Origin of the sequence: Luteibacter sp. OK325 (assembly GCF_003050935.1) — a bacterium.
GTDB lineage: Bacteria > Pseudomonadota > Gammaproteobacteria > Xanthomonadales > Rhodanobacteraceae > Luteibacter.
Map to the genome: position 1 here is coordinate 112,852 of NZ_QAOX01000008.1, position 21,092 is coordinate 133,943.

Annotated in this window: 23 protein-coding genes; 13 read left to right on the forward strand and 10 right to left on the reverse strand. The window is 66.1% G+C overall.

All coding sequences use genetic code 11. From position 1 onward, the window contains the following. On the reverse strand, window positions 1-252 hold the full coding sequence (locus tag C8J98_RS17035) for a MoaD/ThiS family protein (protein WP_158272746.1): 252 nt from the start codon (window positions 250-252) through the stop codon (window positions 1-3). A 20-nt stretch (window positions 253-272) separates the two neighbouring features. Next, window positions 273-1,247, reverse strand: coding sequence for a GTP 3',8-cyclase MoaA (gene moaA, locus C8J98_RS17040; RefSeq protein WP_107914380.1), 975 nt, complete (start codon window positions 1,245-1,247; stop codon window positions 273-275). An 86-nt stretch (window positions 1,248-1,333) separates the two neighbouring features. On the opposite strand from moaA, the gene C8J98_RS17045 reads away from it, so the two are divergent. The 8 genes from C8J98_RS17045 (at window position 1,334) to C8J98_RS17080 (ending at window position 8,143) form a co-directional block, all read left to right on the forward strand. Continuing rightward, window positions 1,334-2,311 carry an XdhC family protein gene (locus C8J98_RS17045; protein ID WP_107914381.1) on the forward strand — a complete coding sequence of 326 codons (978 nt, stop codon included), beginning with the start codon at window positions 1,334-1,336 and terminating at the stop codon, window positions 2,309-2,311. Then, entirely contained in the window at window positions 2,308-2,898 is a 591-nt protein-coding gene (locus C8J98_RS17050) for a nucleotidyltransferase family protein (RefSeq protein WP_158272747.1), read from the forward strand. Before C8J98_RS17045 ends, C8J98_RS17050 begins: the two co-directional genes overlap by 4 nt. A gap of 72 nt (window positions 2,899-2,970) precedes the next feature. Then, window positions 2,971-3,795 (forward strand): cytochrome b/b6 domain-containing protein, encoded by an 825-nt coding sequence (locus C8J98_RS17055; protein WP_107914383.1) that lies wholly within the window; start codon window positions 2,971-2,973, stop codon window positions 3,793-3,795. Continuing rightward, on the forward strand, window positions 3,788-4,543 hold the full coding sequence (locus C8J98_RS17060; protein ID WP_107914384.1) for a molybdopterin-binding protein: 756 nt from the start codon (window positions 3,788-3,790) through the stop codon (window positions 4,541-4,543). The genes C8J98_RS17055 and C8J98_RS17060 overlap by 8 nt, the downstream gene beginning before the upstream one ends. 168 nt (window positions 4,544-4,711) lie before the next feature. After that, window positions 4,712-5,116 carry an HU family DNA-binding protein gene (locus C8J98_RS17065; RefSeq protein WP_046968653.1) on the forward strand — a complete coding sequence of 135 codons (405 nt, stop codon included), beginning with the start codon at window positions 4,712-4,714 and terminating at the stop codon, window positions 5,114-5,116. A gap of 155 nt (window positions 5,117-5,271) precedes the next feature. After that, window positions 5,272-5,658 (forward strand): BlaI/MecI/CopY family transcriptional regulator, encoded by a 387-nt coding sequence (locus C8J98_RS17070; protein ID WP_107914385.1) that lies wholly within the window; start codon window positions 5,272-5,274, stop codon window positions 5,656-5,658. A gap of 1 nt (window position 5,659) precedes the next feature. Continuing rightward, window positions 5,660-7,399 (forward strand): M56 family metallopeptidase, encoded by a 1,740-nt coding sequence (locus tag C8J98_RS17075; RefSeq protein ID WP_107914386.1) that lies wholly within the window; start codon window positions 5,660-5,662, stop codon window positions 7,397-7,399. 78 nt (window positions 7,400-7,477) lie between these two features. Continuing rightward, a complete protein-coding gene (locus tag C8J98_RS17080; RefSeq protein ID WP_107914387.1) occupies window positions 7,478-8,143 on the forward strand; it encodes an HAD-IA family hydrolase in 666 nt (221 codons plus the stop codon). Window positions 8,144-8,536: 393 nt separating this feature from the next. Here the strand turns inward: C8J98_RS17080 and C8J98_RS17085 are convergent, their stop codons facing one another. The 5 genes from C8J98_RS17085 to C8J98_RS17105 are packed head-to-tail and all read right to left on the reverse strand — an operon-like array spanning window position 8,537 to window position 13,021. Further along, complete coding sequence (locus C8J98_RS17085) at window positions 8,537-9,991, reverse strand: sulfite reductase subunit alpha (protein WP_233260267.1); 1,455 nt, start codon at window positions 9,989-9,991, stop codon at window positions 8,537-8,539. Next, a complete protein-coding gene (locus C8J98_RS17090) occupies window positions 9,988-11,028 on the reverse strand; it encodes an FAD:protein FMN transferase (protein WP_107914388.1) in 1,041 nt (346 codons plus the stop codon). Before C8J98_RS17090 ends, C8J98_RS17085 begins: the two co-directional genes overlap by 4 nt. A gap of 23 nt (window positions 11,029-11,051) precedes the next feature. After that, entirely contained in the window at window positions 11,052-11,861 is an 810-nt protein-coding gene (locus C8J98_RS17095) for a DUF4198 domain-containing protein (protein WP_107914389.1), read from the reverse strand. A 12-nt stretch (window positions 11,862-11,873) separates the two neighbouring features. Continuing rightward, window positions 11,874-12,386 carry a DUF2271 domain-containing protein gene (locus tag C8J98_RS17100; RefSeq protein WP_107914390.1) on the reverse strand — a complete coding sequence of 171 codons (513 nt, stop codon included), beginning with the start codon at window positions 12,384-12,386 and terminating at the stop codon, window positions 11,874-11,876. An 11-nt stretch (window positions 12,387-12,397) separates the two neighbouring features. Then, window positions 12,398-13,021 carry a PepSY-associated TM helix domain-containing protein gene (locus C8J98_RS17105; RefSeq protein ID WP_107914391.1) on the reverse strand — a complete coding sequence of 208 codons (624 nt, stop codon included), beginning with the start codon at window positions 13,019-13,021 and terminating at the stop codon, window positions 12,398-12,400. Between the two features lie 151 nt (window positions 13,022-13,172). Here C8J98_RS17105 and C8J98_RS17110 point away from each other — a divergent pair, with 151 nt between their 5' ends. The 5 genes from C8J98_RS17110 to C8J98_RS17130 are packed head-to-tail and all read left to right on the forward strand — an operon-like array spanning window position 13,173 to window position 16,905. Continuing rightward, window positions 13,173-13,847 (forward strand): response regulator, encoded by a 675-nt coding sequence (locus tag C8J98_RS17110; RefSeq protein ID WP_107914392.1) that lies wholly within the window; start codon window positions 13,173-13,175, stop codon window positions 13,845-13,847. After that, a complete protein-coding gene (locus tag C8J98_RS17115; RefSeq protein WP_107914393.1) occupies window positions 13,840-15,267 on the forward strand; it encodes a sensor histidine kinase in 1,428 nt (475 codons plus the stop codon). Before C8J98_RS17110 ends, C8J98_RS17115 begins: the two co-directional genes overlap by 8 nt. A gap of 42 nt (window positions 15,268-15,309) precedes the next feature. Then, window positions 15,310-16,146: an alpha/beta fold hydrolase gene (locus C8J98_RS17120; RefSeq protein ID WP_107914394.1), complete on the forward strand. Its 837-nt coding sequence runs from the start codon at window positions 15,310-15,312 to the stop codon at window positions 16,144-16,146. Window positions 16,147-16,150: 4 nt separating this feature from the next. After that, window positions 16,151-16,510: an EamA family transporter gene (locus C8J98_RS17125; protein WP_107914395.1), complete on the forward strand. Its 360-nt coding sequence runs from the start codon at window positions 16,151-16,153 to the stop codon at window positions 16,508-16,510. Beyond that, window positions 16,507-16,905 (forward strand): EamA family transporter, encoded by a 399-nt coding sequence (locus C8J98_RS17130; RefSeq protein WP_107914396.1) that lies wholly within the window; start codon window positions 16,507-16,509, stop codon window positions 16,903-16,905. The genes C8J98_RS17125 and C8J98_RS17130 overlap by 4 nt, the downstream gene beginning before the upstream one ends. Window positions 16,906-17,004: 99 nt before the next feature. On the opposite strand, the gene tsaB is transcribed toward C8J98_RS17130, so the two are convergent. The 3 genes from tsaB to C8J98_RS17145 form a co-directional block, all read right to left on the reverse strand. Further along, window positions 17,005-17,694, reverse strand: coding sequence for a tRNA (adenosine(37)-N6)-threonylcarbamoyltransferase complex dimerization subunit type 1 TsaB (gene tsaB, locus C8J98_RS17135; RefSeq protein WP_107914397.1), 690 nt, complete (start codon window positions 17,692-17,694; stop codon window positions 17,005-17,007). Next, window positions 17,691-19,028, reverse strand: coding sequence for a cell envelope integrity protein CreD (gene creD, locus C8J98_RS17140; RefSeq protein WP_107914398.1), 1,338 nt, complete (start codon window positions 19,026-19,028; stop codon window positions 17,691-17,693). The genes tsaB and creD overlap by 4 nt, the downstream gene beginning before the upstream one ends. A 125-nt stretch (window positions 19,029-19,153) precedes the next feature. Then, window positions 19,154-21,079 carry an ATP-dependent DNA helicase gene (locus C8J98_RS17145; RefSeq protein ID WP_107914399.1) on the reverse strand — a complete coding sequence of 642 codons (1,926 nt, stop codon included), beginning with the start codon at window positions 21,077-21,079 and terminating at the stop codon, window positions 19,154-19,156. Window positions 21,080-21,092: the final 13 nt, after the last annotated feature.

Sequence of the window (21,092 nt, forward strand, 5' to 3'; positions counted from 1 at the left end):
TCAACCTCCGGCCACGGGTGGCAGAAGCGCGATACGGCCGTCCGCAGGCACGGGATCGGCGCGCCGCACGATGGTATCGCCGGCGACGCAGGCACAGCGGTCGAGGGAGGCGGCCAGCTCGGGGCGCTCGCGCGCCAGCAGGGCGAGCGCTTCGGCCACCGTGCCGACCTCGTCATGCGCCTGCACGGAGCAGGTGCCGCTGCCGGCCAGCCGTTCGAGGTTGGCGAATAGTTCGAAAACGATCTGTTTCATGGGATATCCGGCGAAGGGACTCATCCACCCATCGCATGCATGGTCAATGGCCTGTCCACGGGACCCGGGCGCGATGCATAGCCCGCATCCTTCAGCCAGACCGCGCGGCGCACCTGTTCGGCGAGCACGTCGTCACCGATGCCCTCGCGCATGCGTGCACCGAGCGGCGTACCGATCGGCGAGAACAGACAGGTAAACAGTTCGCCCGTCGCCGTGATCCGCAGGCGGTCGCAGGTGGAGCAGAAAGGATTGGACACCGTGGAGATGATGCCGAGCGGGTAATGCCCGTCGACAAGATAGGGTGTGGCGGGATCATGTCCGCGCGGCTGCCCCACCACCTCGTGGCGCTCGCGGATCGCCGCGAGCATGTCCGCCTCGGACACCACGGCGTCGCGTTTCCAGTGACCGGGCGCATCCAGGGGCATGTATTCGATGTAGCGCAGGGGAAGCTTCCTGGCCATGGCCCATTCCAGCAGCGGCACGATGTCCTTCTCGTTGTCGCCGCGAACGACCACCGCATTGAGTTTGACGTTGGCCCCGGCGTCGACCAGCGCGTCGATGCCGTCGAACACCGGGGCGATGTCGCGCAGGGTGAGGCGTTGGAACGTCGCCGGGTCGATCGCGTCCAGGCTCACGTTGAAATCGTCGACACCCGCCATGACCAGCTCGCGCGCCTTGGGCGCGATACGGGAGGCGTTGGTGGTCATCGAAAGGCGACGAAGGCCGCGTTCGCGGAGGGCGCCGATGTCACGCACGCATTCGAGCAGGTCCTTGCGCAGGAGCGGCTCGCCACCGGTGAGGCGGATCTGGTCGATCCCGTGATCCACGAACAGGCCAGCCAGGCGCACGATTTCGCCGCGCGCCAGCAGGCTGGCTTTCGGAAGCCAGTCCGGGTGCTCGGGCATGCAGTACGTACAGCGGAAATTGCAGCGGTCGGTAAGCGATATCCGCAACTTCCGCTTGGTACGTCCGTGACGGTCGATGAGTGGGGACATGTCGCCTCAGGAAACCACAATGTGCGTAAGCGGGGTGTATCTGGCCCCGCCAAGCCCTTCACGTGCAATCGTGCCAGACTTCGGGCATGAACGCCTTGAACCCTTCCGTCGCGCAGGACTGGCCGGTCTGGCCGGAATACGCGCTGGTCGAGGACCTGCTCCCCTCCCTGCGCGAATATGCCCATGGCGGCCGCGTGGCATTGGCGACGCTGGTGAGCATCGAGGGCCCGTCTCCACGCCCGCTCTATAGCGAGATGGCGATCGCCGCCGACGGCCGGGTCGCCGGGTACGTTTCCGGGGGTTGTGTCGAGGCAGCGGTGGCCGAGGAGGCCGCCATGGCGGTCGCCGAGGGCCGTCCCCGACTGCTCGACTATGGCGTCGGCAGCCTCGTACTGGACATCCAGCTCAGCTGCGGCGGCCGTATCGGCATCTTCGTTCGTGAACTGCGGGAACCCTCGCGGTACGTTAATACGCTCACCGTTGCCCGCCGCGAGCGGCGCACGGTCACCGTACTGTCGGACCGGGAAAGCGGCGCATGGGAGATCGTCGAGGGTGACCTGCGGACAAGCGCACAGCATTACGCCCGCGTCCAGCGTCCACCGTTGCGCCTGGTGGCCGTCGGTGGCGACCCGGTAACCCTTGCGGTCGCCCATCTCGCCCCGTTGCTCGGCGTCGAGGTGATCCTGTTGCGCCCGCATGGCCCGACCGAACCGCCACCGGGCACGCCGCTAGCCGGCTACGACTCACGCAGCCTGCCGGCCGCCCTCGGAGATCTGCAACTGGACGATCGCACCGCCGTGTACTCGTTGAGCCACGATGCGGAAATCGATCACGCCGTAGCCGCGCATGCGCTGCATTCGAGCGCCTTCGCGGTGGGCATCCTGGGCAGTCGCAACAAGATCGGCGCGCGTGTCGAGCGCCTGAAGGACGAGGGCATCGACGACGACGAACTGCAAAGGCTGCACCTCCCGGCCGGACTGCCGATTGGCGCGCAGACGCCACATGGCATCGCATTGTCCATTCTCGCCCAGGTCTGCCAGCGCGACCGCGCGCGGCTGCCGTGATCGGTGGCCATGACGCGGTGATCCTCGCCGCGGGCGGTAGCCTGCGCCTGGGCCGGCCCAAGCAGCTCCTGACCGTCGCCGGCGAGACGCTGGTGGCGCGCGCATCGCGGATCGTCGCGGCGACGCGGCCGGGCAAGACCGTAGCAGTGCTGGGAGCGCATGCCGAACGCATGTGCGGCGCGCTCGCAGGCGCGATGGCGGTATTCAATCCCGACTGGGCCACGGGCATGGCCTCCTCGCTTCGTGTCGCCGCCGATGCGTTGGCGGGACGCACCGGCCCTGTCCTGGTCGTGGTTATTGACCAGCTCGCGCTCGATGAGGCGCATCTGTGGCGTCTCCTCGCCGCACACGATGGCTCACGCGATACCGTCACGGCCTACGCCGACGCGATGGGCGTACCGGCGGTACTGCGAGCCGCGACGTTGATGCGCGCGGCGGCGCTCGAGGGCGACATGGGCTTCCGCGCGCTATGGAAGGACACCATGCCGCAGGCCATCCGCGCCGACGCCTTCGCGCAGGACCTGGACACCGAAGCCGACCTTGCTCATGCCGTCGCGTCGGGTCGCATCGACCGCGATCCTCGTTGACGCTCGCCGTGAAAGGCATTCCGCCGCGACCGGGTCATACTGTGTATCACCTGCCGACGGGAGCCATGCGCGATGAACACCCGCCTCGTCTACCGACACCGCTGGCCAGTGCGCCTCATGCACTGGATCAACGTCCTCTGCCTTCTGGTCCTGCTGGGAAGCGGCCTGCAGATTTTCAACGCGCATCCGTCGCTCTATTGGGGTAACCGCTCCGACCCCGGCAAGGAATGGCTGAGCCTGCGAGCCAGCCAGGATGCCACGGGTAACGTGCGCGGAACGACCGTCATCGGCAGCCACGCCTTCGACACCACGGGAATCCTTGGCGCTTCCAGGGTCGACGGCAAATGGGCCGCGAGAGGCTTTCCGGCCTGGGCGACCATTCCCGGACCAGGCTGGCTTGCGATGGGACGCCGCTGGCATTTCTTCTTCGCCTGGTTGTTCGTAATCAATGGCCTCGCGTATGTCGGCTGGTCGCTGGCCAGTCGACATCTTTCCCGCGATCTGGTGCCTGATCGCCGCGACTGGCGAGGTCTCGGACGCTCCATCGTCGATCACTTGCGCTTTCGCCACGCCGAGGGAGAAGACGCGCTGCGCTACAACGTCCTCCAGCGGCTGGCCTATCTCGTCGCCATTTTCGTGTTCGGTGGTGGCATCGTGCTGATGGGACTGCTTATGTCACCGCGCATGGACGCGGTGCTGGGCGGTCTGGTCGAGGCCGTCGGCGGGCGCCAGTCGGCCCGCGCGATCCACTTCGTGATCGCGACGGGTTTCGTCGCCTTCGTCATCGTCCACGTGCTCGAAGTGCTCATCAGCGGCCCCTTGAACCAGTTGCGCGGGATGATCACGGGCTGGTACCGCATTCACAACGCTCGTCACGAGGAGACGCACCATGAGTGACCGCCGCGACTTCCTGCGGTCGACCTTGCTGGCGCTCGGCGGCGCGACGCTCGCCGGCTGCGACCGGATATCGGAAAGCGAGTCGGGCCCCCGGCTCCTGGAAAGTGCCGAGGCGATAAACCGACGTGTGCAGCGCTTTCTCTCGCCTTCGAAGGCGCTCGCCCGCGAATATGCCGAATCCGATATTTCCGCGGTATTCAAGCCCAACGGCACCTTGATGCCGGACACCCCGCTCTACCAGGGACTTATGAAAGGCGGCTTTGCCGACTACCGCCTCGAAGTCGATGGACTGGTCGAAAAGCCCACTCACTTTTCGATCGACGAGCTCAGGACGCTGGGCATGCGAACCCAGATCACCCGCCACGACTGTGTCGAGGGCTGGAGCGCCATCGGCAAGTGGACGGGCACGCCGCTGGCCGCGTTACTGGATCACGTCAAGCCTGGCGCCGGGGCACGTTACGTCGTCTTTCATTGCTTCGACGACATGGAGCAGGACACGCCTTACTACGAGAGTGTCGACCTCGACGAGGCCCGGCATCCGCAGACACTCCTGGCCTATGGCCTCAACGGAGGCGCCCTGCCGGTTGCCAATGGCGCGCCGCTGCGCCTGCGCGTCGAGCGCCAGTTAGGCTACAAGCAAGCGAAATACATCCGGCGAATCGAAGTGGTCGCGTCCTTCGCGGAGGTCGGAGACGGCAACGGCGGGTACTGGGAAGACAACGGTTACGAGTGGTATGCAGGCATCTGACCTGCCGTTTTTCCGCAGTGCATCACGCGGATCCGTAAAAAAAGGGCTCGAAATGCGAAAAATCTTCGCGAACCCTATTTTCAGCGGACCAAAGCAACGCTAGAGTGAGTCGCCCGCTGGGCACCGGCCGGAAAGGCCGCCTCATTCGATCAAGTGACAAGGATAACCATGGCCACGACCAAAAAAACGGCGGCGAAGAAGGCTGCCAAGGCTCCTGCCAAGGCTGCCGTGAAGGCTGCGAAGGCCCCGGCCGCTCTTAAGCCGATCAAGGATCCGCTTTCGAAGTCCACGCTCGTCTCGCACATCGTCGAGCAGAGCGGCATTGACAGCAAGAGCGTGAAGGCCGTGCTGGCTTCGCTCGAAGGCGCGATCTCCGCGTCGGTTCACAAGAAGGGCGCCGGTACGTTCACGCTGCCCGGTCTGCTGAAGATCACCTCCGTTGCCGTCGCTGCGAAGCCGAAGCGCAAGGGCAAGGATCCGTTCACGGGTGAAGAGCGCTGGTTCGCAGCCAAGCCCGCCTCGGTCAAGGTCAAGGTCCGTCCGCTCAAGAAGCTCAAGGACGCGGCAGCCTGATCTTTCGCGGTGGCGTGAGCCGCCGCGATCGACGAGGTACCCGAAAGCCCCTGCCTTACGGCGGGGGCTTTTTTCATGGCCCCTGCCGAAGGTCACGCTTGACTACACCTGTCGTCAGGCGCACGCTGCCTACATCTGTAGTCAGGAGAGGCGGCATGAGCAAGAAAACCATCGGCGACCAGGAACTCGCCCTCCTGCAGTACATCGGCGAGGCGCCGAAAAGCACGGTGGCGGAAGTGTGTGCCGGGTATGGCGAAACCCGTGGCCTCGCGCGGTCGACCGTACTGACCATGATGGAGCGACTGCGTGCCAAGGGCTATCTGGGCCGCCGCAAGATCGAAGGCATGTTTCGTTACAGCGCCACGAACGAATCGGGCGAGGTCATGACCGGCGCGGTGGCACGCTTCGTCGAAAAGACCTTGCAGGGTTCGGTGTCGCCCTTCGTCGCCTGGATGTCCGAACGCGGCCAGGTGAGCGATACCGAACTGGCCGAACTCGAGGCGCTGGTCGACACCCTGCAGTCGCGGCGCAAGGGGCGCTGACATGGATGCCTTTCTCGACACCCTGCTCTCCCGTCTCGCACACGCCTCCGTGCAGGCCCTCCTGCTCGCCGCCATCGTGCATGTGACCTGCCGCGTCGTACCGTCGCTCTCCGCCGCTGCACGCAGCAGCTTGTGGTGGCTGCTCGGCGCACAGCTGATTGTCGGTATTGCCTGCCCCACGCTGCTCGGCGTGCCGTTACTTCCCGCCGCGCCGGCGACCACCGTGACGACCGTTGCCATCCTCGGCGACACGGGCGCCGTGTCGCTCGCCGCGGACACAGGCTGGACCTTCTCCTGGACGTACGCGCTGCTGGGGCTCTGGCTCGCCGCCGTCCTCGCCCAGTGTGCCGTCGCCGCGGTGCGCTTGCATCGCCTGCTCGGCGTGGCCCGCCGCGCCATACCGCATGACGACGTGCGCGTGGAAGCGCTCTGCGCGCGCCGTGCGCGCGAACTCGGCCTGCGTCGTTCGCCCCGCCTCGCGGTCTCCGACGAAGTCGAGTCACCCCAGGTCATCGGTCTATGGCGTCCGACCATCCTGTTGCCGCTGGACGATGGCCTCGGCGACGACGAACTCGACATGGCCCTCATGCACGAACTCGCGCATGTCCGTCGCGGTGACCTCGTACTCGGCTGGATCCCGGCAGCGGCGCGGACGCTGTTCTTCTTCCATCCACTGGTTCACTTCGCCGTGCGCGAGTACGCGCTTTGCCGCGAAGCCGCCTGCGACGCCCTTGTCGTATCGCGTGGCCGACAGGCCCCGAAGACCTATGGACGCCTGCTGCTCCGTCTGGGCGTCGCACCCCATCCGCATCATGCCCTGCCGGGCGCCTCACCCACGTTTCAGAATCTCAAAAGGAGACTCGACATGCTCGGTCACGCCACTGACGCGCCGCCGCGCGTGCTCACCGTCTCGATCGTCATCGCCATCGCCGCCATCGGCGTGATGCCCTGGCGCGTCGTCGCCGCGGACAACGGCGGGACGCAACGTGCTGCCTACGCTTCGGTGCCGCCGGCAGCACCGGCAGCGCCCGCAGCACCGCCCGCTCCCGCCGAGCCGGCCGTCGCACCTTCAGCGCATGCCGTGTCCATGCCGCCTCCCGCGCCGCCCGCCCCCATGCCGCCGCCGCCCGTGCCGCCGGCTCCCCCCGTACCGGCCGTAGAAAGCGTGGATATCCGCGGCGGCGAAGCCTCGCATGCCCTGGTTTTCTTCGGTGACGATGTCACCGTGATCAATGGCAGCAGCAGCGACATTCGTCGTGCCAAGGCGCAACGCGACAACTCGAACGACTACGTCTGGTTCCGCAACGGTGATCAGGCCTGGGTGCTGCGGGATCCCGCCTACGTGAAGCGCATCACCACCGCTTTCACGCGTAGCGCGAAGCCCGCGGACATGGGCGCGATGAGCGCTGACAAGGTGGCCGAGCTCGATAACCAGCAAGCCATCCTCGACGAACAGATGGCCAAACTCGGCGAGCGCCAGGCCGAACTTGCCGCCCAGGAGAGCGATCCGACCCGGCCGCGCGATCCCGGCGCTTACGCTGCCGGCCACGCCGCACTCGGTCACGAGCAGGCGGCCATCGCACAGAAAATGGCCCAGATCGGCCAGCAGCGTGCCATGCAGGGCAAGACCCAGGCCGAATGGGGTCGCCGTCAGGCCGAGGCCGCACGCCAGGCCACAAAGGAAGTGAACGACATCCTTGCCGAAGCCGTCCGCAACCACGCCGCCCAGGCCGCACGCTGACGAGGTTGGCGCCCTCCGGTATGGTGAAAGCCTGTACACGTCCCCACGTGTTGAGTCTTTCCCCCTATCGGAGGCGTCATGCGACTTGAATCGGGCACGGTCATCGAGGCCAGTGCATTGCTCTTCGACATGGACGGCACGCTGATCGATTCGCGCGTCGTCGTGGAGAAGATCTGGAAACGCTGGTGCGACGAGAACGGCATCGACTGGCACTACGTGCTGCCGCGCCTGCACGGCGTACGCATGATGGACTCGGTGAAGATGTTCGCGAAACCCGGCATGGATGTCGACGCGGTATTCCAGCGCCTGTATCGCGAGGAAGTCGAGGACGTCGACGGCATCGTGCAGATCCCCGGGGCCCACGCCCTCCTCGCCGCCCTGCCGCCCTCGGCGTGGACCATCGTCACCTCAGCCGACACCGAATTGGCGAAGGCACGCCTCGGCGCCGCCGGCATCGTGCCGCCGCCGCTGATGGTCACCGGTGAAATCGTCACCAACGGTAAGCCGGATCCCGAGGGTTACCTGCTCGGCGCGAAGCGCATGAACGCGGCACCGAAGGACACCCTCGTCTTCGAAGACGCCAAAGCCGGCATCGACGCGGGTCTTGCGGCCGGTGCGCGCGTCATCGCCATCGCGGGCGACCATCCGGAAGAGATTCCCGCGAACGTCGAGTGGGTGACCGACCTGACGGCGTTGCGGTTCGATGGGGTTTTCAAGGGGAAGGTGCGGTTGATTGTTGTCTGACGCTCGTGCTGTTTCGGAGCCGCGGTTGAGGTGGCGTCTGGTCGAGCTCAACGCCGCCTCGTCGCACACCATTCGACAGCGCAAAACGTGCCTTCTGTAGGAGCCGCTTCAGCGGCGAACCCTCAGGCTGTCGGGTATGCGAAGGAGGCCTTGAGCAGATTCGGCGAGCGGTTGAACCTCCAGCATGATGCGATGCAATGCCTCGTTCGCAGAATCACCGTTGAGGGTTCGCCGCTGAAGCGGCTCCTACAGAAAGCGGCACCGCAAGTGGTCGGCGGTTCGCTCGACCACACGCAACCTCGACGTTCGTTGCCCCTCGCGACTCCCAACGCCGAAAGAGCATGAGGCGGCGCAAGCCGCTGGAAACTTGAGCTCGCAAAGCGAGCTATCCGATCAATACACGTCGCGTCGATAGCGGCCCGTAGCGGCGAGCTCGTCGACGAGTGACTCACCAAGAATGTTCCGCAGCGCGGCGTCGACGCCCGGGGCCATGCCGGCGAGGCTGCCGCAGACGTAAATACTTGCACCTTCGGCCACGTAGCTGCGTACTTCATCCGCCATGGCTCGAAGGCGGTCCTGCACGTAGCGCGAGCCACCCGGCTGACGTGACCAGACCAGGTCGAGACGTTCGATGCCACCGAGGTCGTGCCAGCGTTCCAGTTCGTCGACGTGAACGCGGTCGGCCTGGGCATGGCGCTCGCCGAAGACCAGCCAGTTTCGCGTGTGACCCCGCGCCATACGCGCCTTGATCAATGCGCGCAGGCCCGCGATGCCCGTGCCATTGCCGACGAAGATGGCCGGACGGTCGTCGATGGGCGCGTGGAAGCCTTCGTTGCGCCGCACGCGTACGTCGATCAAGGCACCGACCGCGGCGTATTCAGTCAGCCAGCCCGAACCCAGCCCCAACGTGCCGTCCACTGCGCGCATCTGCCGGACAACGAGATGCAACGCACCGTCGGCGGGCACGGATGCGATCGAGTACTCGCGATGCGGCAAGGTCACCGGTTCTCCGCTCGCATGCCGCGGCCCGATCTCGACGATGTCGCCGGCCTGCCAGCTCAGCAGCGTCGCATCCTCCGGAGCCAGCGCCAGATGAAAACAGGGACCACCCATGCTCCCCCGATTCAGCAGGCGACGTTCGAGCAGGCGCCACGGCTGGTAAGCAGGGCGCGACCAGTCCGGTTGCGTCGTTACACCCGACAGCTGTGCAACATGGTGCTGCCAATGCCGCAGCGCGCCCTCGTCGCCGTTGTCGACCTCGACCAGATCGAACAGCGGCACGGCGCCGCTCGCGTGGAGCCAGTGTTCCAGATCGTGGCCGAACGCGCAGAAGTCTTCGTAGTCGCGGTCGCCGAGTGCAAGTACCCCATAGGCCAGCCCATGAAGCGCCTGCGGCGAGTTCATGGCTGCACGGCGAAATGCCGTGGCGTTATCCGGTGCATCGCCCTCGCCCGTCGTGCTGACCACGAACAGTGCGCGCGTCGCGTGGGCGAGCATGGCCGGCGTCAGCGCCGCGATGTCGCGCAGCTCCACGGTAACGCTACCACTGCGCAGGAGCTCGGCCGTACGCGCGGCCAGCTCACTGGCGAAGCCCGTCTGCGACGCGTGAATCACAAGCATCATGTCCGGCATCGGGGCCACGCTCACGACGTCCTTCGTGATTGCGTCGCGTTTTCCGCGCGTCAAAAGGACCGACATCGCAACCCAGCCGACACCGAGCGCACCCGCCCAGCCGGTGCGTGGTGGCGACGCAGCCTGCATGCCGGAGAAATCATGCATGCCCGCGAAGACGACGACGACAACGAGCAGAAACAGGCCGATACCGATCTGGCCAAGCGTGGCTTTCACTGTTTGAGTGCCGCCGTGAAGGCGGGCGACATCACCTCACTGAACTTGCCGTCCTCGCCGTAGAGAATGAAGAGCGCGGCGATGCCGTGCTCTTTCGCATAGGCCATGCCCTCGTCGGAACCGAGCACGGTGAGCGTGGTACCAAGTGGATCGGCGAGCATGCAGTCCACGGCAATGACGCTGACCGATGCCACGCGGTGGGTGACCGGATAGCCCGTGCGAGGATCGATGTGGTGCGAAAAGAACATCCCGCCGCTTTCGAAGAAATGGCGGTAATCCCCCGAGGTAGCGATGGCCCGGTCGGTCATCGACACGATCCGTTCGACTTCGTCCGGATTGTCGACCGCACCGGCCGCCGCATGCGGTCGCTCGATACCGACATGCCAGGGCGATCCGTCGGGCTTGTGTCCTCGTCCACGCAGCTCGCCACCCACCTCGACCAGATAGGCATGCACGCCGACACGATCGAGGTAGCGTGCCACCTGGTCCACGCCGAAACCCTTGGCTACGGAAGACAGGTCGACGTACACGCCGCCCGGCTGGAAGGCGCGGTGACCAGCCTCGTCGAGTCGGATCTTCGCCCAGCCCACGCGCTCCTTCGCTGCAGCGATCACCGCAGCATCGGGCGCTTCGCGCGGCCGCTTGTCCGGCCCGAATCCCCACAGGTTCACCAGTGGACCCACGGTGGGGTCGTAAGCGCCGCCTGAGGACTTCGCCAGATCCAGCGCGTAGCGCAGCACCGTATAGAACTCGGGCGGGAGGGTCTGCCACGTACCCGCTGGCGCGCGATTGAATCGGCTCAGGTCCGAGTCCGCTACGTACGTGCTCATCTGCGCGACGACACGATCGACCTCGGCCTGGATGCCGCTTTCGATGGCGCGGTCATCCGTGCCATCGGGCAGTACGGCATTGACCGACCAGGTCGTGCCCATCGTCTCGCCTTCGAAGCGGCGTACGTCCTTGCCGAACGCCGCTCCCGAGGCCAGAAGCAGCACCAGCAACCACTGGTTGCCGGCGCGAGGCCCTTCACGAAACATCGTCGATCCGATTCGCATCGGGCTTACTGCGGCAACACTTCAAGCGTCGCGGTGTAACCAAGGCGACGCTGCTTCGCTTCCTTCACAGATGTCCTGTCGTCTTCGCTGGAGACATTGACCCAGTACATGCCGGCGGTCGGCCAGGTGAAAGAGAACTTGCCGTCCTTGTCGGTGGTGGTGTCCATCTCGTCCTGGGCGTTGCGATAACGCGTGGCGCCGTTGATGGCGGCGACCTTGAGGTTGGCTGCGGGCTTGCCGTCGAGCAGCAGCTGGAAGGTGGCCTTCTCACCGGCCATGAGGTCGTTCGGCTTCGTCACCGGGACGAGTTCGAGGCCCTTGTTGGTCGGCTTCAGCGCACCGTCGCTTGGCGTACCCTGGGTGACGAAGGTTTCCACGCGCGAGGACATCTCGCTGACCTGCACGTTCTTTGCGTTGGCCGGGATGGCGGCTTTTAGTTCATCCGCCTTGCCACGCCAGCGCTTCTTCTGGCCATCCACTTCGTAATTCGCGAACAGGCCCTGGTTGACGAGCGCCAGACGGTAGGTGCCCTTCTGCGGCACGGCCAGGTCGAACGTGCTGCGGTACTTGCCGGTGGCCGCGTTCTCCGGCTTCACGGTGGTGCCGTCGGGGGCGGTGATCACCAGTTGGTCGAGCTGCGCCGGGAAGTGATCGGGGTAGTAGAGATCGTTGGACACGGCGGCATCCACGGTCACCCAGGCGTCGTCGCCGGAGATCACGGTGGCCGAGGGCACCATCCACATCTTGTGTGCCTGCGCGGCAACGGGCAGGACCAGGGCAGCGCACAGGGCGGCGCGAACGAATGCATGCTTCATGGGTGACTCCGGTTACGGATTGAGGTCGAGGTTGATCTGGCGGAGTTCGTCCGTGCCCTTGGCGGACAGGTGCGTGGGTGCCTTCACCGGCCAGTCGAACGCGATGCGCTGCGCTTCGCGACCGCCGACTTCGCGCGCGGCCTCGACCACCAGCTCGTAGTGACCGGGCGCGAGCGTACCCAGCGGGGGGTTGCCATCGGTGAGGCGCAGCTGGTGCTGGCCGGCGGGGCGCGTGGCACCTGAGACGCCGTCGATCGGCATGGACTGGTCACGGCCGCTGCGGCGCCACCACTGGCGCATGTCTTTCAGCCACTTGGTGCCTTCGCCATCGGCCTTTTTCATGTCGTACCAGATCGCAAGATTGGCCGCGACGCTGTGGTCTTCGCGCTCCACCCACACGGCGACATACGGTCGGTGATACTCGGCCACCTTCAACGTGGGGATTTCCACGGTGAGGTTCAGATCGGCAGCTGCGGCAGGCGCAGTCGCGGCAACGCACAGGAGAAGCGGAATCAGACGACGCATGGGCGGATCCGTCAGTGAATGAAAATGAGGGCGATGACCGCCGGAAGGACGAAACCGAGGGCCACCATCGGCCAGGTCATACGACGTTGCCCCGCGTGCATCTGCAGCAGGAGCAGGCCGGTGAGTGCGAAGACGACACAGGCCAATGCGAACACGTCGATGAACCAGCTCCACACCGGACCGGTGTTGCGGCCCTTGTGCAGGTCGTTCACGTAGGCGAGCCATCCGCGATCCGTGGTCTCGTACTGAACCTGGCCGGTCTCCCGGTCGATGCTGACCCAGCCATCGCCACCGGGCCGCGGCATCGACACGGCCACTTCGTCGTCGCTCCAGTCGCCCGCGCGTCCTTCGATGTGTGCTCCGGTGTGTGCGGCCACGAATGCGGCGATCGATATCGGCAGCGGCGCGGATTTCTCACGCGGCGCGACGAGGTGGCTGAGCAGTTCGGGTGGCAGGGTGGCTTGGCGTCGCTCGACGTGCGGCGACGCTTCGATGCGCGCAGCATGATTGAGCGTGAATCCCGTCACCGAGAACAGCAGGAGCACCACCAGCGAGATGGCCGAACTGATCCAGTGCCAGCGGTGCAGGTGCTTTAGCCAGAACGCACGGCGTTGCCGGTCGACGGTGTCGCGCATGCGGTTGAGGGCCCCTGCAGCCAGTGGTCGGAAAGCCTGGTGATGTTAACAGCAATGCGAATCGTTCGCAATTGAGGCAACGTGAACGGGGCCGAAAATCCTGCCACGACAACATGCGTGCGTCTCCTTCCGGAGCGTATCCTTCCCCACCATGCGCATCCTCCTAGCCGAAGACGACGCCGCCATCGCCGCGGCCGTACGCTCCTCCCTCGAACAGGGTGGTCACGCCGTCGACCATGTTCCCGATGGCGCCAGTGCCGACAACGCCCTGCGCGATCACGATTACGACTTGCTGGTGCTCGACCTGGGCCTGCCCATGCTTGACGGCAGCGAAGTGCTGGCACGGGCGCGAAAGCGCGGCGCCAGTCTTCCGGTGCTGGTGGTCACCGCACGCGAGGGCCTGAAAGAGCGCGTGCGCGTGCTCGATCTCGGCGCTGACGATTACCTGGTGAAGCCTTTCGCGCTGGCCGAGTTCGATGCGCGCGTGCGCGCCCTGCTCCGCCGCCGCAGCAGCAACGGCACACCGGAATTCCGCATCGGACGCCTGCGCCTGGACATCCCCGGTCACCGCGCCTGGATCGGCGAGGTACCGCTCGACCTGACCGCACGCGAGTTCGGCCTGATTGAAGCGCTCGCCATCCGCGCCGACAAAGTCACCAGTCGCGCCCAGCTGGTCGAAGCCCTGTGCAACTGGGACGAAGACCTCACCGACAACGGCCTGGATATCGCCCTGCACCGCCTCCGCCGCAAGCTGGGTGGCTCGGGCACGAGCGTGCGTACCATCCGCGGCCTGGGCTACCTGCTCGAAGAATCCACGGATGCCTGAGCGTCGCCATGCGGGGCACCGTCCGTCCCAGCCCAGCCTGCGCCGCCGCCTGCTCACCTTCCTGCTGGTACCGGTCCTGGGCTTCCTCCTGCTTGACGCGGTGATCGGCTATTTCGTCGCCCTGGCCTATTCCAACCGGGTGCACGACTCGGATCTTTCCGACTCAGCGCTGACCCTGTCCGAGATGATCGGCAACGACGCGCTTCGCGGCGAACTCACCGCCCAGGCGCGCTTCCTCCTCGAATACGATCCCGACGGACGCAACTACTACACGGTGTTCAGCGATCGACACGGTCGGCTCATCGGCAACGCCGAGCTGTCGGGGCCGGAAGGCAGCGTGCCTACCGACGGGCCGCCGCGGCTCTATGACACCGCCCTGGGTCGCAAGCCCTTGCGTGCGGCGGTCATGCGGGTGAGCAATCGCAACGAAGCGGGTGACGTGCTGACGATTACCGTGGCCGAGAGCCTGCGCGACCGGCACATGCGCGCGCGCGAGATTCTTTTCCTCACCCTGCCGATGCAAGCCCTGCTGATCATGGCCGTGTTGTGCCTGGTGTGGTTTGGCGTGAGCCATGGCCTGCGTGTGCTGGAGCCGTTGACGGCGCGCCTGAGCCGGCGCGGGCATGACCTGGGTCCGATCGGCGAGGAAGACGTCCCGATCGAGATCCTGCCGCTTACCCGCACCATCGACGATCTCTTTGCGCGCATGCGCAACATGCTCGGCCTGCAGGAGCGCTTCATCGCCGATGCCGCGCACCAGTTGCGCACACCGCTTGCCGGCATCCAGTTGCACGTCGAACGTTTCGAGGCCACCCTCGATGGAACCCAGCGGACCGAGGCCCTCGGCCACGTGCACCGCCTCGCCGCACGTGCGGCGCGCACATCGGCGCAATTGCTTGCGCTCACCCGCACCCAATCGCCCGACCTGCCCGACCAGGACGGCATGGCCGTCATCGACCTGTCCACCGTGGTGCCCGAAGCGGTGGCCATGCGCGTGCACCAGGCGCTATCGCTCGGCGTCGACCTCGGCTACGAAGGCATCGACGGCGCGTGCCTGATACGTGGGGACGCGCTCCAGGTCCAGGAGGTCATCGACAACCTGGTCGACAACGCCTACCACTACGCAGGCCGTGGCTGCACGGTCACCGTGTCGCTCTCCCGGGAGGTGGACGAGTTCGTGCTCGCCGTGGACGACGATGGCCCGGGTGTCGCCGATGCTTTCCTCACCCTGCTGGGCGAACGCTTCTTCCGCGTGCCCGGCGGCGACGAGGACGGCACGGGCCTGGGCCTGTCCATCGTGGAGAGCATCGCCGAGCGGCATGCCGCGCAAGTAGCGTTCCTGCATGCGGCCTCCGGCGGTCTCCGGGTGGAGGTTCGGTTCCCGGCGGTGACAGGAAAGCCAGCTGAAACCACGCACTGAGACCATGCTCTTCATGAGCAATCCAGGATACGAGGCTTCGGCGTGAGCAACCCGGCAGAATTCCAGTTCGAGGGCGGGCGCGACGGTGTCCTGCTGATCCACGGACTGACTGGCACGCCTACCGAGATGCGTATCCTTGGCAAGGGCCTCAACCGCGCCGGGTTTACCGTCGTCGGCGTGCGCCTGGCTGGTCACTGCGGCACGGAAGAAGACCTCCTCGCCACCACGTGGGAAGACTGGTACGCCAGCGTCGAGGCTGCCGCGGAAGAGCTCCGTGGGCGCGTCGACCGCGTCTTCGTCGCCGGCCTCTCTATGGGTGCCCTTCTGGCGCTGCGCCTGGCCGCCGTTCGCCCCGACTGGGTCGACGGCGTGGGCGTGTTCGGCGCCACGTTCCGCTACGACGGCTGGTCGATTCCCTGGACGGGCAGATTCTCGTTCATGCTGCCGATGTTCAAGCGCCTCGGCATTGGCAAGAACCGCGTTTTCATCGAGCAGCCCCCCTACGGCATCCGTGACGAGCGCCTGCGTGCGCAGGTCAGCGCCGCGATGTTCTCCGGCGACAGCGAAGCTGCCGGCCTGCCAGGTAATCCCTGGGACGCGCTGGCCGAGATGGTCGAGCTTTCGCGCGATGTGCGTCGTCGCCTGCCCGATGTCGTCGCGCCGTGTTTCGTCGCGCACGCAGCGGACGACGACGTCGCCAGTGTGGCCAATGCGGACCTGGTCGCGCGCCGCGTGCGCGGGCCGATCGAGATGCTCCTGCTTGGCGACAGTTATCACATGATCACGATCGACCGCGAGCGGCGCATGCTGATCGAACGCACGGCCGATTTCTTCAGCCGTGTCTCCCGCGACGCGCGACCTTCGCGCATGGCCGCCTGATCGGATGCACGGCCTGGCCCTGGCGCTGTTGATCGCCTATGTCGTGCTCGATACCGCCGGGCAGCTGGTCTTCAAGGCAGTGGCCAGTGACGGTCGCGCCGGGGACGGGCTCGCACGTTGGCGCTACATGCTTGCACGTCCCTGGATATGGGTCGGCATCGGCTGCTACGTCGCCGTGTTCCTGGTCTGGATCGCCTTTCTCTCGCTGGTGCCGCTATCAGAGGGCGTCCTGCTTGGCGCGCTCAACATCGTCGCGATCATGGTCGCGGGGCGCATCCTCTTCCATGAGCGCCTCACCCCATTGCGCGTCACCGGCATCCTCCTGGTGGCTGCGGGCGTCGCCATCGTCGGCGCCGGCTCGTGAAGCGCTTCTACCTTATCGGCTTCACGCTTCTGCTTGCGTTCGACACGGTCAACCTGCTCTGCTTCAAGGCGGCCGGCATGCATGCCCTGCCGCTGGAGATGAGCATGGCGTGGTTGCTCCGCGTGTTCTCGCATCCGTGGGTGTACGGCGCGATAGCCGGTTACATCGGGGCCTTCGTCACCTGGATGAGCCTGCTCAAACATGCACCGATCGGGCCGGCCTTCGCGGCGTCCCACCTGGAAGTCGTGACCGCGATGGCGCTGTCCTGGTGGGTGTTCGCTGAACCGGTAAGCATCACGCAGATCGTCGGCGCCGGCGTCATCGTCGCCGGCATCATCTGCCTGGCCTTCGCCGAAGGCAGTGAAGACACAGCCGGTCGTATAGTTCCCGGCTGACATTGACGCGCTTCGCGCGTATCGCCGATGAATCGGCTCCTACAAGAGCACCTGTGCGAGCTCCTGTAGGAGCCGATTCATCGGCGATGGGAGCTAGCCTCAAGCTCGCCCCTGCTCCACCAACGTCAACGCCACCTTGTCGCGCAAGTACACCGGCAAGGCCAACTCCGGCGCCACGGCTTCGCCATTGCGAAAAGCCCGCGCCGCCACTTCGGCAACGTGCCGGGCCTGCGGAAAACGCGCACCGTCAGCCGAGCGGATCGGCGCGGTAATGCGTTCCCGGAGAATCGCCTCATACGTGGCCCACCCCGTGCCGACAACGTGCCATGCCGTAGCATCGGGCAATACCAGCGCGGCCGCCGTATCGACGCGCTCGCGATCGATAAGCGTGACACTGCCATCGTCCTCGCGCCGCCATGCGGCGACATAGATCTCACCCATGCGCGCGTCGATCACGGAAAGTATGGCGGCATCGTCTTCGGGTGCTTCCAGCGCCAGCGCCTGCAACGACGACACCGTGACGACGGGCACGTCCAATGCCATCGCCATGCCCTGTGCCAGGGACACGCCCAGACGTACGCCCGTAAAGGCACCCGGGCCACGCCCCACGGCAATGCCGTGGAGCGAGGTGCGGCTCAGGCCGGCTTCGGCGAGCAGGTCGTCGGCCATGGGCAGGACGAGTTCGGCATGCCTGCGCGGCGCTATCTCGCTGCGCTCGATCACTTCGTCACCGTGGACGAGGGCGACCGAGCAGGCTTCCGTGGAGGTTTCGATGGCAAGGAAGTTCATGGCGTTTCCGACGTGGCGTTGAGCGGTACGCCCTGGGCGTACCAGTCGATCCGGCGGGTCAGGTACATCAGCAGCGCGATGACTGCCACGAGCACGACCGAGCCGATCAGCAGCGCGTACTGTTCCGCGCCGATCAGGCCATACAGTATGGCGTAAACCAGGGTGAGGACGCCGCCAAGCGCCAGGCCGGCCGTCCGCGCGCGCAAGGCCGCCATCGCATACCCTCCCACAATCAGAACCACCGTGGCGGCGGCGACGGCGTAGGCCGGGCCAAATCCGATCTGTTCGGAAAGGGCAAGCAGGAGCACGTAGAAGCTGGTCATCGCCGCGCCGACCAACAGGTATTGCACAGGATGCAGGCGCAGGCCCTTCAAGACTTCGAACAGGAAGAACGCCACGAAGGTGAGCGCGATGAAGAGCAGGCCGTATTTGCCGGCTCGATCGTTCTGCTGGTACACACCGCCGGGCTGGTACAGCTTAACGCCAAAGGCCGAGGCCTCCAGGCGATCGGATACGTCACGGTTCGTCGCATCCCAATGCTGGCCGTACGCGCGATTGAGATCGAGGATTTTCCACGAGGCATCGAAGCCCGCCGACGTGACGCTGCGTCGTGTCGGCAACAGGGAGCCGGTGAAGCTGGGGTCGGGCCACGGCGAGCGCATCTGCACGCTGTTCGTACGCGCCAGGGGAAGCGCCGAAAAGGACTCCGTGCCGGCGACGCTGAGCTTGAGTTCGAATTCGACCGGCGCTTCGCGATCCGGCTCGATGATGATCGGCGCCGACAGCACCGTGTACGGGCCCATGCGTGCGGTGGACGACGACAAGCGCACCGCATGGCCATCGACCATGACCGAGGTGATGCCCTGCAGGCCACGTGTATCGGCGATCAGCACGCGGACTTCCGATTTGCCGGTGAACCAGGTGGCACCCGCCTCGGCAGCGAACCGGCGCAGATCGGCGGGAAGGAAATGGCCACGGATGGTGACTTCGCCGGTATAGGTCGGTACCACGTACATGCCGGACGAGCGCTTGTCGACAGTGAGGTCGGCGACCGTGTCGAGGGCATCGGCGAGGACGATTTCCGTACCGTCGACGAGCTTGGCGACGGCACCTGCGGCGTCGTGCGTCTCGCGCTGGGTTGGCACGGCAAGTACCAGGCCACCGATGACTTGTGGGCCACCCCAGCCATCCGCAACCCGGGTGACGGCCGTATCGCGCATGGCCTGTCGCTCGCGTACCAGGCCATCGGCCTGGGTCAGCGGAATCAGCATGAGCAGGGCAAGCAGCCCGATACCCAGCACCTTGGCGGTAATCGATTGCATCCAGCGAAACATCGGCCTCTCCCTTCCTGATAGATGGGAACGATGCTGGGCCGGTCGTGGGTGCGCTATCGGCGCCGGCCATGGCAAAGCGCGGGCGAGGAGGGGCGAAACGGAGTCGACCCGGCCCGAGGGGGAAATCAGGCCTGGGAAGACACCGGAGCGAAGAAGGCCGTGACATCGGCGAGCTCGCGCGTGCGCGGCATGGGCGGCAGACTGGCAAGGAACAGCCGGCCATAGCCCTTGGTGCTGAGCCGCGGATCGCACAGCACCAGCACGCCGCGATCGTGCACGTCGCGGATGAGGCGCCCCGCGCCCTGCTTCAGCGCGATGACGGCCGTCGGTACCTGCCAGCCCATGAAAGGATTGATGCCCGCTTCCTCGAGCGCTTCAAGCCGCGCCTGGAGGACGGGGTCGTCGGGCATGGCGAAGGGCAGTTTGTCGATGACGACCACGCTCAGGGCTTCGCCGGCCACATCCACGCCTTCCCAGAAACTCGCCGCGCCCAGCAGCACCCCGCGGCCGCTGGCGCGGAATTCCTCGAGGAGGCGATGTCGCGGCGCAGTGCCCTGGACGAACAACGGCCACGGCACGCGACCTTCGAGCAGTTCCGCCGCACGGCGCAGGGCACGGTGCGAGGTGAAGAGCAGGAACGCGCGGCCGTCGGAGGCGTCCAGCACGGGACGGATCGCCGCGATGACGCGGTCGGTGTAATCACGTGCCGCAGGATCGGGGAGGTCCTTGGGCAGATAGGCGAGCGCCTGGCGCTGGTAGTCGAACGGACTCTCCACATGCAGCGTCTGCGGGTCCTCGATACCGAGCTGGCGGGCGAAGTGGGCGAAGTCGCCGGCAATCGACAAGGTGGCCGAGGTATGGATCCATGCTGCGTCCGTAGCCGTGCGCATCGCGCGGAGCGGCGTGGCCAGATCCAGCGGCGTGGCGTGCAGGGCGAAACCACGCGGCCAGGTTTCATACCAGCGCACGTCGGAGGCCGAATGCTCCTCGGCGATACGGTCCAGCCGCAGGCTGAGCATCTGCGCGCGTTCGAACACGTTGGCCAACCCGCGCGAGCGCTCGCCCAGCGAGGAAAGCAGGTCGGCGAGTGCGGCCATCACCTCGCGCAGCTCGCCAAGAAGTCCGTGCACCACTTCGTCGCGGTCGAGCGCGCCAAACGGGCCGCGTGCCGGCAAGGGATCCATGGCCAGGCGCAGGCGCTTGACCAGGTCCTGGACCACTTCCACCGGCTCGAGCAGCTGGCTCGTTGCGCCGGTGACGCCCTGCGCTTCGGCCAGGGCATCCTGGGCAAGGTCCACCATCTGTCGCGCGCTGACACTTTGTGAGAAAAACTGGCCGGCCAGCTCGGGAATCTGGTGTGCTTCATCGAGGATGAAGGCGTCGGCGCCCGGCAGAATCTCGCCGAAGCCTTCCTGTTTCAGGGCGAGATCGGCCATCAACAGGTGATGATTGACCACGACGATATCGGCCTCCATCGCCTCGCGGCGCGCCTTGACCACGTGGCAGTCGTCGAAGAACGGGCACTCCGTTCCCAGGCAATTCTCAGGCGTGGAGGTGACCCGCGGCCACACCGGGGAATCCTCGGGAATGTCGATCATTTCCATGCGGTCGCCGCGACGGGTGCGGGCCGACCACGCTCGGATCGCGGAGAGCTGGCTGGCCAGCTGGCGGTCGGGATTGCCCTCGCGGACGGCCTGGTCCAGCCGATACAGGCACAGGTAATTGGACCGGCCCTTGAGCAGGCTGGTCCTGGCGCGGCTGCCCAGCACCGCGTGGACGCGCGGCAGGTCGCGGAAGAACAACTGGTCCTGCAGGGCCTTGGTCCCGGTGGAAACAATGATCTTGCGCCCCGACATCAAGGCAGGGACCAGATAGGCGAAGGTCTTGCCGGTGCCGGTGCCGGCCTCGGCAATCAGGACGTCACGCTGGTCGATGGCCGTAGCCACCGCTCCCGCCATGCGCTCCTGCGCCTCGCGGGGCGCGAAACCGGGTACTTCACGGGCAAACGGGCCCTCCGCGCCGAGGATCGCGGCCACATCGGATGCAGTCATCCCTCAAGTATCG